At 37.4% G+C, this 16,524-nt stretch carries 15 protein-coding genes and 1 tRNA gene; 10 read left to right on the forward strand and 6 right to left on the reverse strand.

The window, feature by feature from the left end; translation table 11 throughout:
• Window positions 1-69: 69 nt before the first annotated feature.
• Window positions 70-1,104, forward strand: coding sequence for a hypothetical protein (locus tag WC707_00390; GenBank protein MFA6065623.1), 1,035 nt, complete (start codon window positions 70-72; stop codon window positions 1,102-1,104).
• Between the two features lie 30 nt (window positions 1,105-1,134).
• Complete coding sequence (locus WC707_00395) at window positions 1,135-2,010, forward strand: peptidylprolyl isomerase (protein ID MFA6065624.1); 876 nt, start codon at window positions 1,135-1,137, stop codon at window positions 2,008-2,010.
• On the opposite strand, the gene WC707_00400 is transcribed toward WC707_00395, so the two are convergent.
• The 4 genes from WC707_00400 to glmU form a co-directional block, all read right to left on the reverse strand.
• On the reverse strand, window positions 1,996-3,234 hold the full coding sequence (locus tag WC707_00400) for a ubiquitin carboxyl-terminal hydrolase family protein (protein ID MFA6065625.1): 1,239 nt from the start codon (window positions 3,232-3,234) through the stop codon (window positions 1,996-1,998). The two genes, WC707_00395 and WC707_00400, sit on opposite strands and share 15 nt — an antisense overlap.
• 76 nt (window positions 3,235-3,310) lie before the next feature.
• Complete coding sequence (locus tag WC707_00405) at window positions 3,311-3,562, reverse strand: hypothetical protein (protein MFA6065626.1); 252 nt, start codon at window positions 3,560-3,562, stop codon at window positions 3,311-3,313.
• 74 nt (window positions 3,563-3,636) lie between these two features.
• Window positions 3,637-4,866 carry an exonuclease subunit SbcD gene (gene sbcD, locus WC707_00410; protein MFA6065627.1) on the reverse strand — a complete coding sequence of 410 codons (1,230 nt, stop codon included), beginning with the start codon at window positions 4,864-4,866 and terminating at the stop codon, window positions 3,637-3,639.
• An 8-nt stretch (window positions 4,867-4,874) separates the two neighbouring features.
• Window positions 4,875-6,284, reverse strand: coding sequence for a bifunctional UDP-N-acetylglucosamine diphosphorylase/glucosamine-1-phosphate N-acetyltransferase GlmU (gene glmU, locus WC707_00415; protein ID MFA6065628.1), 1,410 nt, complete (start codon window positions 6,282-6,284; stop codon window positions 4,875-4,877).
• A 172-nt stretch (window positions 6,285-6,456) separates the two neighbouring features.
• On the opposite strand from glmU, the gene WC707_00420 reads away from it, so the two are divergent.
• The 6 genes from WC707_00420 to rsmA all read left to right on the forward strand — a co-directional run bounded on the left by WC707_00420 (window position 6,457) and on the right by rsmA (window position 11,015).
• Window positions 6,457-7,284, forward strand: coding sequence for an ankyrin repeat domain-containing protein (locus tag WC707_00420; GenBank protein ID MFA6065629.1), 828 nt, complete (start codon window positions 6,457-6,459; stop codon window positions 7,282-7,284).
• Between the two features lie 92 nt (window positions 7,285-7,376).
• Window positions 7,377-7,468: transfer RNA gene (locus WC707_00425), tRNA-Ser, on the forward strand.
• Window positions 7,469-7,498: 30 nt separating this feature from the next.
• On the forward strand, window positions 7,499-8,758 hold the full coding sequence (locus WC707_00430) for a hypothetical protein (GenBank protein MFA6065630.1): 1,260 nt from the start codon (window positions 7,499-7,501) through the stop codon (window positions 8,756-8,758).
• 20 nt (window positions 8,759-8,778) lie between these two features.
• A complete protein-coding gene (locus WC707_00435; protein ID MFA6065631.1) occupies window positions 8,779-9,828 on the forward strand; it encodes a rod shape-determining protein in 1,050 nt (349 codons plus the stop codon).
• Between the two features lie 9 nt (window positions 9,829-9,837).
• Window positions 9,838-10,206 carry a nucleotide pyrophosphohydrolase gene (locus WC707_00440; protein ID MFA6065632.1) on the forward strand — a complete coding sequence of 123 codons (369 nt, stop codon included), beginning with the start codon at window positions 9,838-9,840 and terminating at the stop codon, window positions 10,204-10,206.
• On the forward strand, window positions 10,206-11,015 hold the full coding sequence (gene rsmA / locus WC707_00445) for a 16S rRNA (adenine(1518)-N(6)/adenine(1519)-N(6))-dimethyltransferase RsmA (GenBank protein ID MFA6065633.1): 810 nt from the start codon (window positions 10,206-10,208) through the stop codon (window positions 11,013-11,015). Before WC707_00440 ends, rsmA begins: the two co-directional genes overlap by 1 nt.
• A 7-nt stretch (window positions 11,016-11,022) precedes the next feature.
• Here the strand turns inward: rsmA and WC707_00450 are convergent, their stop codons facing one another.
• Entirely contained in the window at window positions 11,023-11,664 is a 642-nt protein-coding gene (locus WC707_00450) for a hypothetical protein (GenBank protein MFA6065634.1), read from the reverse strand.
• A 322-nt stretch (window positions 11,665-11,986) separates the two neighbouring features.
• Here WC707_00450 and WC707_00455 point away from each other — a divergent pair, with 322 nt between their 5' ends.
• Complete coding sequence (locus WC707_00455; GenBank protein ID MFA6065635.1) at window positions 11,987-13,399, forward strand: hypothetical protein; 1,413 nt, start codon at window positions 11,987-11,989, stop codon at window positions 13,397-13,399.
• 26 nt (window positions 13,400-13,425) lie between these two features.
• Window positions 13,426-15,270: a hypothetical protein gene (locus WC707_00460; protein MFA6065636.1), complete on the forward strand. Its 1,845-nt coding sequence runs from the start codon at window positions 13,426-13,428 to the stop codon at window positions 15,268-15,270.
• Here the strand turns inward: WC707_00460 and WC707_00465 are convergent.
• A complete protein-coding gene (locus tag WC707_00465; GenBank protein ID MFA6065637.1) occupies window positions 15,233-16,453 on the reverse strand; it encodes a hypothetical protein in 1,221 nt (406 codons plus the stop codon). The genes WC707_00460 and WC707_00465 overlap by 38 nt on opposite strands.
• Window positions 16,454-16,524 lie beyond the last annotated feature (71 nt).

Consider the following 16,524-nt stretch of genomic DNA (forward strand, 5'->3'; position numbering starts at 1 on the left):
GATTTTTTTCTATGATAACCTACTCACCAAAGATAGGTACATTTTTTTATGTTTTTAAAAGGGTATTTTATGAAAAAAATATTTGCTTATAAAAATGCAACATCGGCTATGATGTGTGCTTTTATGGTTTTTTTACCAGCATGTGATTGGTTCAAGGGCTGCACGGATAAGATGTGTTCTTCAACGCAACAATCCGGAGACAATGAGGTAGTGATTACCTTTAACGGAAAACCCGTAATTACCGGCGCTGATTATGAAAAAAGCATTCAGATGCTGATGCAAGCTCAGCCAGCATTTCAACAAATGTGGCCATTTATGGGACCGGATCAACAAGAACAAGTGTTAACTCAAATTGCTGAAAATTTGGCAGCAGAAAGAGTTATGCAAGAAGCTGTTAAGCGCTCTGGTCTTGATAAAACTAGTGAATTTAAAGATAATGCACGTCAAATTCACGAAGCTGTCGACCGCGACTTAGCAATGCGTACATTCCAAAATGAGCTTGTTAAAAACATTGTGATTGCAGATGAAGAAGCTCAACAATATTATGAAGCAAATCGTGAAAAACCAAATTTCAAGTGTCCACCATTTGTTAGATCCGGTGCCGGTGTTCGCGCGGAAGTTATTCTTGCTTCATCGTTAAAAGAAGCTCAAGATATTGCAGCTCAGGCAAAAAAGAACCCAGATTTTGCAGCGGTTGCAAAATCAGCTAACAAAACAGTTGTAGATCTTGGCGTGGTATCTCAACAAAGTATGGGTATTGATGCTGCCGTCAAAGCAAAATTATTGTTAGTAAAAAAATTCCCTACGGTGGAAGTTGTGACCGGTTCTGACAAAAAAGAATATGTTGTTAAGGCAATCAGTAAAAGCGATGAAAAGTTTGCTGATTTTGCACAACCAGAAGTTAAAGAAGCTGTAAAACAAATCTTACTTGGCGAAAAGTTTAATGATATCTTTAATAAGAAGATGAATGATCTTAAGGCTGAATATAACGTTGTTGTTAATAAAGATTATATAGCAAAGCGTATTAAAGCATCGCAGCCGCAAGAAGAAGTAGCTGCACAAGTAGAAGTAGAAGAAATAAAAACAGCGCCAAAGGCTGTATAATAATCTAGTTATTTTATTCAAGGGTGCCATATGCATACTTACTGCCATAAAGTCTTAATGTTATTATTACTTGTCGGTAATCAGCTATGCGCCCTTGATACAGTTCTTGATGAGATTGTCGCGGTTATTTATACCAGTGAAAAAAAAATTGTTGTAACTCTTTCTGATATTCGCCCAGGTCTTGATGGTACACTGCGTACCTTACGCATGATTATTCTAGAAAATTTAATGATTTTGGATGCAGAAAAATTAAAAGTACCTATTACTGATGAAGATATAGATCGTTTTATTGCTCACTTGCAAAAAGAAAATAACTTGACGCTGGATGCTGTACGGTCCCTGTTTAAAGAACTTGGGTACTCGATGGAAGAAGGACGTGAATTATTAAAACGGAAGCAGCTGGTTGATGCAATTTTGAGCTATCGTGTTCGAGAAGCTAAAGGTTTGGAAATTACGCGTGAAGATGTTATTGCCTATGACAATGAGCATCCTGAATATACCGAAGCGACGTATACCTTGATCCAGGCATTTGTGCCATCAGAAAAAATAACCAAAGAAGATATTGAACGGCTTCGTGATCTGGGCACTTTAGAAACTGCTGTTACGTGGGATAAACCGTTTACCTTAAAAGAATCCGATCTCGCTGCGGATCGTCAGTTTATTATTCATGAGCCTGTAGGATCGCTTGTTGAATTTGAAGAAGTTGAAGGTGGATTTGATCTTACTCGATTGGTTTCAAAGCAGCCTGCTCAGCGCATACCGCTCGATCAACGTTATGATGAACTTATGATGACGCTTAAAATGCAACGTTATGATGCACGTGTTAAAAGTTATCATCAGCAGCTGTTGTCTGAATATACTATTCGCTTTACTCACCCTGAAGATAAAAAATTAGTGTATGCCTAAAGCCAGAGCTACAAGATCATTATTCAACTGCTCCAGGGCATGATTAAATATAACAACTTCGGTAGCCTGCATTACATTTGTTACTATTTCTTTTTCTGGTAAGCGTTGATAAAACAATATATACGGTCGCCCGTTATCTCTTGCTTGCCAAGAAGTGTCAGTCAAAAAGAGCGGGCGTTCTTTTGTTATTCCGCTATCGTTACAAAGATACCAAGCATTATTAGATTGTGCGTAGGCAACATAGTGTCCACCGGATAATGTATCCCCATGTTGTACAATAACGCTGTTGAGCGTATAGCGCGCAGCTTTGTCCGGTTGATTTGTGTACAGGCCAAAATCACACGGATCTGGAATTGCAATCTCTCGCATTATTTTATGGCCGCCAGAGATATCATAAGAAAAAAGTTTTAATTGTACGATTATTATGTCGGGTAAGGGTTGTTGTAGTTTTCTTTGAATATATGACGTTGCTCCTGTGCCAGTACACGTTGCTAGATTTGTCTCCAGCTTTTCTTCTTCAGTATAATGCTTGAGGCAATCGTTAAGCGTAACAGCATCTTCTGGTATTGCTAGTGACAATATTTCAGCATGTTCTAATTTTGATTTTATTTCTGGAGTGGCATTATCTTTTTTGCAGGTTGTGATCGTTTCTGTTATAAAGCTGAAAAGAGCTTGTATTTTGGGTTGAAAAGCATCTTTAATATCTTTAACATTTTTAGCTTCTTTTGTAATATCTTTTGTCCCATTCTCTGCTTTTCCCGTTAAATGTTCGAGTAAAATATTAAGAAGTTCTTGAGCATCTTGTTGTTTGCGTAGATTGTCCGGATTTTTTGGGTCATCACCCATTTTTTTTATAATAAGCGGATCGATAATGCCATTATAAAAAGCATTGGGAACGCTTTCGGGAATTACTTTGACCTCGGGATCTTTTATAGAGCCTTGTATTATTTCAAAAACGGTTATTAATGCTGCTGATGGTGATCCTGTTAAATAGTTTTTTTGTTGTTCTTGAGGCATTATGAGCTTTTTGAGGGGCTCTAGATTATACAGAGCTTGTATCGTGGCGTTCATGTAACAAGAGTTGCCGCAGTTCGTGAGGCCTTTAGGGGCGCAAAATGTGGTGCACTCGGGCAGTTTTTTTGGTGGGGCTATTATAAAATTATGTAAACACAGGGAAAGAGTATAAAGTAAAAAAATAATTTTTTTGTGTGTTTTATGTATCATGACAACCCGCTTTTTTTATGACCGTTTTCAGCATAAAGCGGGCTATCATGATAAGACAAGATTTATGATAATAAATTTATTTGTAATTTTCTCGATTTTCTAGCTTGTATATAAATTTCAAGTCTTGCGCGGTCTCTTTGAGTTTTTCGTTATGTTTCTCATCGAACATGGCAGAATTGAGTATATGAGTAAGGGTGCTATGAGCGCGTACAAATCCTCGATGTATCATCGCGCTTTTTTTCACTTTTTCTGGTTGGCTGCTGTTGTCCATGGCGTTGCAGTTTCCAACAAGTAACATGGTTGCTATTGCAAGCATATGTATGATCATAGTATTTTCTTTCTGTAAAATTATTATAATAAAAGATTTATTGTACAGAATAGGTGCCGTGCGTCAAGCTTTTGTTATATATCTTTTTCTATTTCTAATTCTGATTGAAAGCGTAAAGCTTGTTGTATCAGTTCTTCTTGGCGATCTTTAAGTTCTGGTTTTGTAGAAAAGTAGTGACTGAGTAATGTTGCAAGATCCATATCAACGTTGACTGTAGCGCGGCGTTGTCGTATTTCTGGTGGACGAATGGGAAAAACACCAACAAGATACATTGCCGATGAACACGCAATTTGTATAGCATGCATATCTACTTTGTCCTTTATTTCTTTTGGAATGTGATACACGATTTTTATAATTGCGTCTTTAATGGGATATTTTTTTAATTCGTTAATAATTTGCTCGGTATGATTAGGTTCTGATGAAAGCGTTACTTCAATTTGTATAAAGGGGCGTTGAGGGGTTTTGATAAACGCATAGGTTGTTTTTTGTTTGTCATGCACGGTTACATGGCAAAAGCCCTTTTCTTCTTTACGTTCACCAAAATCTATACGTTCAGGTGATCCAGAATAAACAACGGGTATGCCTCCATTGTTAAGATTTTGGTGACGATGCAAGTGTCCCAGCGCAACATAATCAAAGGGTTGTATTGCCAATTGTGATGGTAAAAAGAGGGGGTCTGTCCCATAAATTGCACGTTTTTCTGATCCAGAAAATATGCCAGAACTTACGGTTAAATGTCCTGCAAGGATTGCGGGCAGCGAAGGATCTAATTCGTGAGCAAGTTGTTTAATAATAGTACAAACTGATTTTGATATATATGCAGTTAATGCCTGTGCATCATCAAAGATGGCGCTATTAAGCGCAAGTGTTGTACGTGATGGCCAGGGTATGCCAACCAATTGTACTGGGCCATTTTTTGTTTGTATAACAAATGATGAGGGCTTTGCAATAACATAAAAGCCGTCTACGGGTAGTTGTCCAAAAATTTCTAATGCATGCGCTTTTCCAAAGCTGAGTGGATTGTCATGATTGCCAATAATAATAATGACTGGAATATGTGCCTGAAATAGTCTTAAAAAACATCGTAATAGGAGGCGTTGCTGCGTTGGGCTTGGATTAGCTGTTTTGTAAGCGTCGCCAGAAAAAAGGAAAAAATCAACGCGTTGTTCGATAGCATAATCTATACAAAAATTCAATGCCCGCTCGAAATCCAAAAGACGTGTATGTATGCCAGTTGCAGCATCTATTTTGCCATAATTTTCCATGCCAAAATGGATATCTGCTGTGTGAATAAAATTGATCATGATGTGTATTATTCTGTTGTGAAATCTGATGATGTTTGTGCAGCAGCAAATATTTTTTGATCGATTTGCGTATAATTTTCTTTTATTACTTGCCGCGCTCGACCAATGGCCAATGCATAAGCGGGAACATCTTCTGTTATTACTGAGCCTGCACCCGTGACAGCACTGTTACCTATCGTTATGGGCGCTATAAGCGCATTATTGCTTCCTATAAATGCATGATCTTTAATAATGGTAGGATGTTTTTTGAATCCGTCATAATTGCAGGTGATAGTTCCTGCCCCAATATTAACAGATGCTCCGAGTGTGCTGTCTCCTAAATAAGAGAGATGCTTTGCTTTGCTTGCTTGACCAATCATAGTTCTATTTGTTTCAACAAAATTACCAATACGCGCCTGACTGTCTACGATGCTTTTTTGAACGTGTGCATAAGGTCCAATATGAGCATCACCATTGATAATAGAATCAGATATAATAGTGTAAGGGTATACGGTGACATTTTCTGCAAGCGTTGAATTGTTAATATATGAATATGCGCCTATAGTGCAATTATTGCGTATTGTTGAATTTCCCAAAATATGAACGCCCGCTTCCAGTACTGCTCCGCTTTCTATTGATGCTTGAGTATCTATATAGAGTGCTTGCGGATCTCGACAATAAACGCCATTGCGCATCCAATGATCAATAATTTCTTGCTGCTTTATGCGAGTAACTGCGGCAAGTTCTTGCAATGTGTTAACTCCTTGAATTTTTTCATAGGGAGCCTCTAGCATTTCTACTCTTTCATTGTTTTGGGTCGCTATATGGATAAGATCGGTAATATAGAGTTCTGAGGTTATTGAATTTGGTACAAGCTTTTGTAGTGCGTCTTGTAAAAAAGCGCGCTGTATGCAATAAATTCCAGCGTTAATAGGATGATTAATGTTTTCGTGTTTATTATAATTGCGTGCTTCAATAATTGTTATGCAACCGTTATTGAGTACTACTCTTCCATAACCATGATCAAGTGATGGTGGGACATGTGATACGATAAAGCTAATAGTCGCTTGTTGCTCTTTGTGATGTTTGCATAATGTGGTTATTAATTCAGCGGTTATAAGCGGCATATCGCCATTAATAATAAGAATATGTTCAGATTCTAAGAGATGAAGTGCGCACAGAACGGCATGTCCTGTTCCTCGCTGTTCTATTTGTTCTTGATATGTAATAGAGTGTGACGTAGATTTTTTTATGATATCTTGAATTTCATTTTTTTTGTGTCCAATAATACATGTCACGGGAAGATTACATTCTAAAAGAACTTTTATGGGATAGTTAATAAGTTCTTGTCCACATATTGGGTAGGCTAATTTACTTTTTTCGGTTTTAAAGCGTGATGATTTCCCCGCCGCTAAAACAAGCGCTTGAAATTGATTCATGATAGGTATACCTTTTGTTTTTCCATTGAATAATAGTAGGATATTTAATGTTTTTTTACAAGTTTATACTTTTGCATTGCATATAATAATACAAATATTTTATTATTAAGATATGCGTATGTATATATTATTATTACATTTGTTTCTTGTAATATTTTTTTCAACGAAGGGCATGCACTATTCGTTGTCCAAGAATCTCATTAATGCAGTTAAAAGCCAAGCTGTTGACAGCGTGAGAAATTTTCTTATTCAGGGTGCTGATCCCAATTGTTGTGACGTGCAGGGGATTCCTGCATTGCATCATGCTGTATATAGGGGGAATCATGTTATAGCAAAATTGCTACATGATCATGGCGCATTAGTGCATGTCACTGCATCGCAAAAAAGAACAGCGCTCCACTGGCTGGCACATTCCGGGGGCTTTTTAGACCATGTTGAGGCGTATGAAAAATATAAAAAAACTTTATCTTTTTTGGTTGATGCACATATTAATCTGCAGGCGGTCGATGAATTTGGTAAAACAGCTTTGCATCTTGCAGCAGAGTATAATAATGCGTGGGTTACGCGCGAACTTGTTCAGTATTCAATTAATGTTAATTGCGTCGATGATAAAAAATATACACCTTTGCACTATGCTGCAAATGGTGGTTGGGCTCATATTGTAAAAATATTGCTCGATCATGGTTCAGACCCTGAAATGTTGTCGCTCGATGGATCAACAGCGCTTCAAATAGCAGATTTTTGTTGGTACGATGAGGTAGCGCAATTACTTAAAGACAGTAAAACGTTACAATACCAGCTTGCTATGCCACAACCGACATTGTTAAGAACACTGATACGTTTTTTATATTGCACGCATAACGGCGATTCTGTGAAAACAGCATTAGTGGTCGCTCGACAATTTAATCATGTCGAAGATCTTTCTATTCTTGAAAAAAATGACGAACATGCTCAGAATTATTCCCGTGCCTATCTTAAGGGATATTTAAAAAAAGAATGAACAAGAAATATCTTGTTCCATGAGAATTTTCTTTTCAAAAAAATCAAATCATTTATTCTGTATATATACCTTTACTGCATAATAGTAAACATGGAGAGATGGCTGAGTGGTCGAAAGCGGCTGCCTCGAAAGCAGTTATTCCAAGAAATTGGAATCGGGGGTTCGAATCCCCCTCTCTCCTCCACAAAAAAGGGACAGGCTAGGATACGTGTTTATGTTTAAAAAAATACTCTGTGTAATATGTCTTGCAATACATATGTCTTTTTGGTCTTTTCTCGATGCAATGATCGATAACAAATATCTGGATCAATATTTGTTGTATAGGCCTTTTGTTATATACAACGGCGGCAAGCATCATTTTGATATTCAACCTTTTGTTATGACGGCACATTCGGCTTCAGGCGATAATAAAGATGAATCACCCGAACTTTTTGAGATCAATGGAAAATATGATCAGATCAAAATTGATCAAGCATTACAGTCGTCTGGTCGAACAGATACAAGCTTGTTGCGGTCTGATTTTCGTAATAGTGTTAATGCTATTCCCTGGTTTATGAGAGGGCGCTTCGAAGCGTACGGAATTGGATTTAGGGGAGAATATATGATTACCGACGCATGGGGGATCGGTGGTGTGTTATATGCTATTCATGCAAGTTCTCGTATGGAAATGGTTCAAAATAAAGAGGCGCTCAAGGGTATTGTTCTTGGGGCTGGTGATGCACAAGAATTACTTGTATTGAATGAGCGCATGCATCAACTATTAGGTGTTACGCCGCCATTATGGAGTAAAACAGCTTTTGGTGATATTGATGCGTATATCGTTGGTAAAAAAATATATGATTATGCTTACAAATGTAAACACATCGAATTAGCGGTAAAAGCTGGGGTTCTTGTGCCAACAGCGCCTTCGCGCTCTATAAACAATCCGGCATCAATTCCCTTAGGCGGGAATGGGCATTGGGGTATGTACGGCATGCTTGATACATATTTTTTACTTAAAGAAGATTTTAGTTGTGGCTTTTTATTGCAACTGAGTAAGCGTTTTGCAAAAACATATTGCGATCGCGTGCCATCTGGCCAGGAGCCAACGATATATGGTGCCATTGTTGAGCAGATTCGTACAGATCCCGGTCTAACGGTTGGCTTTGCTCCTTACTTTACTTTTGAACGAGTACGAGATGGTCTGGGATTTGGTCTCGGTTATACGTTGGTTTCTCATAGTGGGGATCAGTTGCCGGAGGTTTTTAAGCATTCAAATAATATTTCTGTTAACACTGATATTGTGGAGCGTATTTCGTCATGGAAATCTGAGTATGTAACTTTGAGAGCTTTTTATGATTGTGCATTTGACTGTGAGCGCGCGGGAGCTTCTCCTGTGGTGTCATTTATGTGGGATATTCCCGTTAACTGGTTAATTGCACAGCGATCATATAAAACTCAGGGTATTGCATTTATTGTAGAATCACGTTTTTAATAAGGTATAAGTTAATGAGTATGAAAAATAGATTGATAAATTTTTTCCCAGCGCGTCGTTTATTTAGTTTTTTTTCCAACGATTTGGCAATTGATTTGGGTACGGCCAATACGGTTGTATATGTGCCATTGCGTGGCATTGTGCTTGATGAGCCATCGGTGGTCGCTGTTAAAGTGCATACTAACCAGGTTTTGGCGGCTGGTCGACGAGCAAAAGAAATGCTCGGCAAAACGCCAGAAAGTATTGTTGCCTGTCGTCCGATGCGAGATGGAGTTATTGCAAATTTTGAACTTACTGAAAGTATGTTGCGCTATTTTATTCGCGAAGTGCATGACAATCGTAGAACGCTTGTTCGCCCTCGTATGATTATAGGTGTGCCATCAGGTATCACTCAGGTTGAACGCAGAGCGGTAGAAGATTCTGCAAAACAAGCAGGCGCGCGTGAGGTTTATACTATTATGGAACCTATGGCCGCTGCAATTGGCGCGGGCTTGCCGGTGCATGATCCATCAGGCAGCATGATTGTTGATATTGGTGGTGGAACAACAGAAGTTGCGGTTATTTCGCTTAAAGATGTTGTTTTTTGCCGTTCAGTCAGAGTTGGTGGCGATGAAATGGATCGCGCTATCGTGCAGTACGTTAAGCGTAAATACAATTTATTAATTGGTGAACGTACGGCGGAAATGATTAAAATAGGAATCGGTACTGTTCTTGTGGAAGAACCGATTGAAAGTATGGAAGTTAAGGGACGCGATCTTGTGACCGGTGTGCCCAAGACTATTAAATTGACGAGTACAGAGGTTCACGAATCATTATTAGAAACGGTTTCGAGTATTGTTGATGTTATTCGTGTAGCATTAGAAAATACACCGCCAGAGCTTTCTTCTGATTTAGTTGATAAAGGTATTGTTATGGCAGGTGGTGGGTCGTTATTAAAGGGCCTCGATAAACTTATTTCCCGTGAAACGGGTCTTCCAGTGAGAATTGCCGACAATCCATTATTATGTGTTGTTAACGGTGCTGGAAAAGTGCTCGAAAATTTTGATTTCTTCAGAGATGCTCTTAAATAGGAAAATTATATGCAAGATGCGGTTGCAACGTTAGAACAGTTAAAAAAAATAGCACATGAATTTGCCGATGAGCGTGAGTGGCATCAATTTCATACGCCAAAAAATTTGAGCATGTGTTTGTCAGCAGAAGCTGCTGAGCTTATGGAATTATTTTTGTGGGTAGAGAGCAAAGATTCTTTGGCGCAGGTTGAAGACAAAAAAGAAGCAGTTGAGCATGAGCTTGCCGATGTTTTTTTGATACTGCTTCTTTTTTGCAATCGCACCGGCATTGATCTTGCAGCAGCTCTTGAACGTAAGATGGTATTGAATAGAAAAAAATATCCTGTTGAAAAAGTTAAAGGCAAATCTGCCAAGTATACCGAGTATGAGAACTCATAATGAAAAAAGATTATCGTCCCCAGGTTCCTCAGGCTCCCCGCGCTCATGGAATAGCTTTAAAAAAACAGTTTGGTCAGCACTTTTTGCGTGATCAACATGTTATTGATAACATGCTTGATCATGTTCAGATAACCAATCAAACATCAATTTTTGAAATTGGATGTGGGGATGGATTTTTAACAAAATTTTTACTCCAGACCCCCGTAAAACAATTATGGATCTTTGAAATAGATCATGATTGGGCTACGTATGTGCAAAAAGAGTATGCTGATCCACGTATGACGATATTTGAGGAAAATATTCTTGATGTTGATTTTGCTCGTTTTGAGCAAGATCAGCCTTGGACGTTGTGCGCTAATTTGCCGTATCAAATTACTATGCCTTTGCTAAATTTGTTACAAAAAAACAGATTGTTCTTGCGCGAAGGGGTTATTATGATACAAGAAGAAGTTGCGCAAAAGTTAACGCAAACGTCTGGTCGCGGATATGGCTTTATTAGTTTATATTTTCAGCATTATTTCGAGCTTAAGTTGCTTAATAAAATTCATCCTGATGCATTCTTTCCGCCACCAAAAGTATTTTCTCGGCTTGTTTATTTTAAGCCGAATCAAAATCCTGAATATATTGAGCGAGAAGAGCAGTTTTGGAAGTGGATAAAGTTGTGCTTTCATCAACCTCGTCGAACTCTTCGTAACAATTTGAGTCATACGCACTATGATTTGTCTCGCATTCCAGAAGCCATACTACAATTACGCGCCCAGCAAATGAGCAAGGCTGATCTTGTTAATGTTTGGAAATTATTAATTTAGAATTAATTTAGCGTGTTAAGTTTTCTAGCTTTTCATGCATGGTGTGTAGCAATTTTCTTTGTGTGTGTGCTGTATAAGCCGGATAGATTATGCTGGTTATGCCGCATAGTATAGTTATAGGCATGATCGGTGCACTAATGATTGAAGGTACTGTATCTTTTGGAAGCAGCCACATAGATACTCCCCCCAGTAATATAATATTTGTGCGTTGTTTTTTAAAGTATGACCACCATAGATCTATTGTTTTTTCTGGTTTATATTTTTCTCTGTTAAACCTATTTTTCACATCCTGTAATGCCGTTTTTTCGGCAACAGTTGGAGAATTAAGTATAAAGCCATTAAGGGTGCGTTGAGATTTATTTGAAATATGATACCAAGGCTCTATCTTTGCATGGGGAAAAAGTTCGTTGTTAAGATTGTTTACTCTCGGCTCACTATTTATCGAAGTCTTGTCAGAATCGTTTATTGTGCTCGTTATAGCGTTGCCCATTGCTGTATCAAGATTTTCAAAAGAATCATTTGTTTGTTCATAAGTTGGTGGAGTAAGTAAATATAATACAACAAGAACATCTATTGCTTCAAAAAAATTTATTGCTTGTGTTAATGATGGTATTGATAATAAAAAATAAACAATAATACGTTTTTTCATGATGTAATTATGATCCATAATATGTTTGTTAAAATACTATTTGACAGTCTATTGTAATACTGGTAGTTTTGCCAGCAATTGCGTGTACATCACGCATATCAAAATGTATTATTTACAAGGATGACTATGCGTTATAATTATATCAAAAAAATAAAATATATGTTTTTAATGACAATGTATTGCCCGGATTTTTTTCTTAAGATACATGCGATTAATGATAACATTGGGTAAGTTTGTGCAAAAAAAATATTATTTGTCTGAGTCAACGTATGTATTTTGTTGTTTCTTCTACTTATTTTTTTATGGCGACGTTTGCTATGCAATGACGCTGTCGAGTGAAGATCAACAATTGTCGGAAATTATAAAGGCAGTGGAAGTTGTGCGTGAGAATGGTCGGATTCTTGGGATTGATTGTGATGGCAGACTTTTTGCTTATCCGTGTCAGAATGCGCACGATTACACCCGGTTGGATATACGTCCAATTGAACAGGCTGTGCTTGGGTTGCTATCCCATCAAAAGAATTCCACATCTAATAATGATTTTTTTGGTTTTTCTCAAATGGTATGGAAAATAGGGCCATTGCCAGATAATCCTACAAAAACTAAAGACAATAAACAATGTAGGTGGCGCGATATAAATGGGATGCTATGTAATAATAACTTATTTAGCAAGGACGCATCTTTGCAAGATTGGAATCAGGCAAGGGTGTTAATGCACGATGAAAAAGGATACTTAGTTTTGATGGAACTGTTTAAATTGTTGATAGATGCGGTGATAGACGGATGTCGTTACAAAATTGAGGAAGATTGGAAAATTACGCTTGCTCGATGCTTTTTTTTGGTTAAAAAATATGGTTTTGCTCATCAGGCAAAAAAGCATTGCCTTGAGCAAAATATATTACTTCGCGCGGCAGAACATGGCTGCTTTACAGTATTAAAGCTTGTTATAGATGAAAAGATGTATGACCGGAAATTTTTAGATCAAGCATTATATGAGCTCTTGCTCAATAATCATGGGTATGATACCAGCGTATGTAGAAAGAGTATTGCTATTTTAAGAGATGCGGGTGCTGATCATATTGCAGTGTTAGATCGTTTTAAACGCTATGATTATGAATATTCTAGTTTTGATAGAGCGGGCCGCTTTGCTTTTAATTATTGGTTAGAATCTTGTACATACGATCCTAATGAGTGGTTTTATAAAGATGCACATGGTGTTGAAAGATTTAAGCTATCAAATAACGTAATGACAGCAGAAAATGCCGCAGCTGTTTTTAGGCATCCGAATAGAAGAATACCGCAGGATCATGCGTTTGATGAAATTGAATATTTTAAAGAGAGAATAACGAGCGTTGTATCTATTTTTGATGTCCCTGGCTATGATGCTGGTGCTATGATCCCTTATCGAAAAGACATTTATGATTATGCAGTTCGTGCGTATATACTGGCCTTGGAAGCTCAAAAATATGGTAATTATAATGCCTTGAGGCGATATATTATAAATAAGAAATGTGAAGTTGATGGTCTGATTGAATCGCTTACAACAAGGCAAGCGCATTTGTTGGAGCCATCGGCGCAAGCTACTATCATTTCGCGCGATAGTTTGTTTGATAAGTGTTTTGTTTTTAACATAGGCGCATCAGAATTTAAAAAACATAAGTTGGCAGAATTCAAATCATATACGTTATTACAGCAGCGGGATAAGCGCCGCCTGGGTTTGTTGATGTTAGTTTAAGTATGTATATATGAGTTTTTTGCAGCATGAATAAGATTTTTATTTTACTGGTTTTATTTTTTTATGGCGACGTTTGCTATGCAATGACGCTGTCGACTGAAGATCAGCAATTGTCAAAAATTATAAAAAATATAGAAGTAAAAAGCGAAGAGGGTTGTAGCCGTGGGATTGCTTATGATGGACGCCATATTTATTGGGATTATCATCCTGGTGAATGGGTAGGAACGGCGACAGGACAAATTGGTGGTATGGAGCGATGGGTGGGAAACCTTGATATCCGCCCTATTGAAAGAGCCGTGCTTAATTTACGGCAAGAACCAAGAGAAAATAATTCTTACTATTCTTACTCATATGATGAGTCGCGCTATAGCAAGAAAAAATATAAGTTTGTTTTTCCATACATTGCATGGAATGGTGATGTAAAAATGCCCCGCCATTTGTGCGCGAGTATCACAAGGCGCACAAATCATCCAAAATCTGATTGTAAAGTTATTATTGAAGATAATAAAATGAAGCTCGGCGACATAAAAATGTTGCTTGATTATCTTATATTTGATCCAGCGGCTATGCAGTTAACGTATGATGGCAAAAGAATAAACCATGCCGTAAGGCAGGAATTAATTAGTAAGTATATCCCCATTGAGAATAAAATTGAATATACTTCATATATGCAATCTACGGATTTTTTTAAAAAAAATTTTTATGATTTAAAAAAATGCAATTATTCTATGGAGGAATTAAAAATATTAATTGAACAAGGCTTAAATTTGCACGCGGATATGACAGTTATTTTACGTTTATTTGTTTTAAATAATGATATGTTGTTTTCTCAGGATAAAAACTGTAGCTCTGGTGAGTATGAGCTCGCTGAGTGGCTTTTACATGAAAAGAATGGGCGTGATTATTTGAGTATTTTGCTTGCACAATCTGCTGAAGATATTTTTAAGAAAAAAAAATATTGTGGCAAAGATTGCTTTCAGGATTCTGGTAATTGTACGCTTGTTGATAATGACTTTAATGGAGACTTTAGTCTTTGGGATTGCGATGAAGCGGTATCTGTTTTTACAAGATGTTTTGCTTTGGCGGAAAAGTATAATGTTGTTGCTGATGCCCAACAATATATGGGTAATAGTATAAAGCTTGCAGTTAAAAATGGTTATATAGACTTGCTGCAGTTTTTTATAGATAAAAAATTATGTACGCAGGATTCATTAAATGAGGCATTGTTCTCGGCACAAACTTCTTACCACGTGCCTCTTAAAAAAGTTTTGAATGTTATTAAAGCATTGAAAGGCGCTGGAGCAAATAACTTTACCGAAGCGCTGAGGAAGGTTGAAAAAAGTTTTGATCTTGTTCCCTGCTTATTAGAATATGGCGCCGATCCAAATGTTTTATTTTATAGAGATGAAAAAGGCATTAAAAAGCTTAAGCTTCCTACGTATCGTTACTCTGTTATAACAAAATCTTTACAAGCGTTATTACTGAGCCCCAAGAGAATAATAGATAATGATGAACCTTCTGATACTGAGTATCTAAAGGCTGAGGTGCATACTATTAATTCAATTTTTGATAAAAAGAAGAAAGTTCAAAAAGATCTTTATAATTACGCAATACATGTATACGGCTTAGCATTTGAAGCTCAAAAGACTGGCAAATATGATCAGTTGAAATGGTATATTTTACAAAAACATCAATCTGAGCGAGTTGATCTATGGCGTATATGGTGGCAAATTATAACAACCTCTTATGCTGCATTAAAAAATGAACCTGCTGCGCTACCTGTTAAAAGAAAGAATCTTGCTACTTTTAAGATAGGGCAAAAAGAATTTAATTTTAATCAATTGGCTCAATTTCAGCGTGTACGTTATTGAGGCTTTCATAAGCCAATTGAACGGCGTTGTGCATATGTTCTTTTTGTAGTTCAGCGGTGTAGTTTGATGGTCTGTGTTGTCTGGCAGTGGCTCTCAATTCATCGATAAAATTGTCCGAAAAACAGTGTATTTCTTGTTTTTTAAAAACATGTCTTGTGCGTAAAAACGTTTTTCCCGTATGCGGGTGTAGCTCGAGTACAAGGTTTTTTTCTTGAGGATGAGTGGTTGTGATTACTTGTAGTAGGGCTGGTGTCAAGCAGGCAATAGGCAATGGATGCAGCGGAAAATGTTTTCTGTACGATGATTTTTTATGTTCTGGCCAGCCGAAAAACCATAATTCGCTATGCCCAGGGGAGCGATTTATCTGTACTTTTTTTTCTGTGCTGTAGCGTGGGTAGGTATAACATTGTATTTCGATTTGAACGAGATGATCAGGTAAGGTATAGCGCGAGCAGGTATAAAAACGGCGTTGTGAAAAAAAACGTTTAAAAGAAAAAAAATCCATTCTTTGAACACGGTCATGGCGTGAATAAATATGGTATATTTTTTTGAATAATTGATGGCAAATAAGATAGTCGGTTTCTTTTTGTACCGGGACGCCGAGCAAAATCATTTCATCAATAATAAACGTTTCGTGAGGAAATTCTGTGTCTCTGAGTGCTCCTAAATAAAGAGCGGCATTGCCTCCGTGGCTATAACAGACGAGCCTGATTTTTGGTGTAGAGCTTTTTGTCGCGTATTGTTGTAAGAGAGTTGCAATGCTTGTATGTAAATCTCGCGCTGAGTCATATCGTACGCCGGGGCTAATAAGCCCTGACCAGCCAAAAGTATAGTAAGTGTTTTTTTCTTTTTTTGCAGAGTCAGTAACCCTATCAAAGAGGCGTGCGCATAATGACGCAGCATTTCCGGGTGTATTGTCGAATATGTTTATGGGATGAAGCCCTCGATGTTGAATCGGCTGATTTTTATAGAAAATTGGATCATCTCTGATGAGTTCTACGGTTTTTTTGTAAGCACTGTTTGATATATCATTTTGTAAGAGTTTTATAATGGTGCTGAGGGCGAGATTTGCTCTGAGGCCAATGGTCCCGTGTATAAAAATAGTGATCCATTCTTCTTCAGAGAATAAAAGTGATGTGCTCATGCAGATGATGATAAGAATAGATATGACACGTATACGCATAGTAGCCCCTTTACAATGCTTCGTTATAGTTAGTATATCGCGCGCTCATTGAAAGGGTGAAGAGAATTGTT

The organism is Candidatus Babeliaceae bacterium, assembly GCA_041660765.1.
In the GTDB taxonomy this organism is placed as follows: domain Bacteria; phylum Babelota; class Babeliae; order Babelales; family Babelaceae; genus JBAZVR01.

Bases quoted from the DNA above. Each gene is read 5' to 3' on its own strand.
- sbcD (MFA6065627.1), bottom strand. From the start codon at position 4,866: ATGATCAATTTTATTCACACAGCAGATATCCATTTTGGCATGGAAAAT.
- WC707_00435 (MFA6065631.1), top strand. From the start codon at position 8,779: ATGAAAAATAGATTGATAAATTTTTTCCCAGCGCGTCGTTTATTTAGT.
- WC707_00455 (MFA6065635.1), top strand. From the start codon at position 11,987: ATGACGCTGTCGAGTGAAGATCAACAATTGTCGGAAATTATAAAGGCA.
- WC707_00400 (MFA6065625.1), bottom strand. From the start codon at position 3,234: ATGATACATAAAACACACAAAAAAATTATTTTTTTACTTTATACTCTT.
- WC707_00450 (MFA6065634.1), bottom strand. From the start codon at position 11,664: ATGAAAAAACGTATTATTGTTTATTTTTTATTATCAATACCATCATTA.
- WC707_00430 (MFA6065630.1), top strand. From the start codon at position 7,499: ATGTTTAAAAAAATACTCTGTGTAATATGTCTTGCAATACATATGTCT.
- WC707_00405 (MFA6065626.1), bottom strand. From the start codon at position 3,562: ATGATCATACATATGCTTGCAATAGCAACCATGTTACTTGTTGGAAAC.
- WC707_00465 (MFA6065637.1), bottom strand. From the start codon at position 16,453: ATGCGTATACGTGTCATATCTATTCTTATCATCATCTGCATGAGCACA.
- WC707_00420 (MFA6065629.1), top strand. From the start codon at position 6,457: ATGCACTATTCGTTGTCCAAGAATCTCATTAATGCAGTTAAAAGCCAA.
- rsmA (MFA6065633.1), top strand. From the start codon at position 10,206: ATGAAAAAAGATTATCGTCCCCAGGTTCCTCAGGCTCCCCGCGCTCAT.
- glmU (MFA6065628.1), bottom strand. From the start codon at position 6,284: ATGAATCAATTTCAAGCGCTTGTTTTAGCGGCGGGGAAATCATCACGC.
- WC707_00460 (MFA6065636.1), top strand. From the start codon at position 13,426: ATGAATAAGATTTTTATTTTACTGGTTTTATTTTTTTATGGCGACGTT.
- WC707_00395 (MFA6065624.1), top strand. From the start codon at position 1,135: ATGCATACTTACTGCCATAAAGTCTTAATGTTATTATTACTTGTCGGT.
- WC707_00440 (MFA6065632.1), top strand. From the start codon at position 9,838: ATGCAAGATGCGGTTGCAACGTTAGAACAGTTAAAAAAAATAGCACAT.
- WC707_00390 (MFA6065623.1), top strand. From the start codon at position 70: ATGAAAAAAATATTTGCTTATAAAAATGCAACATCGGCTATGATGTGT.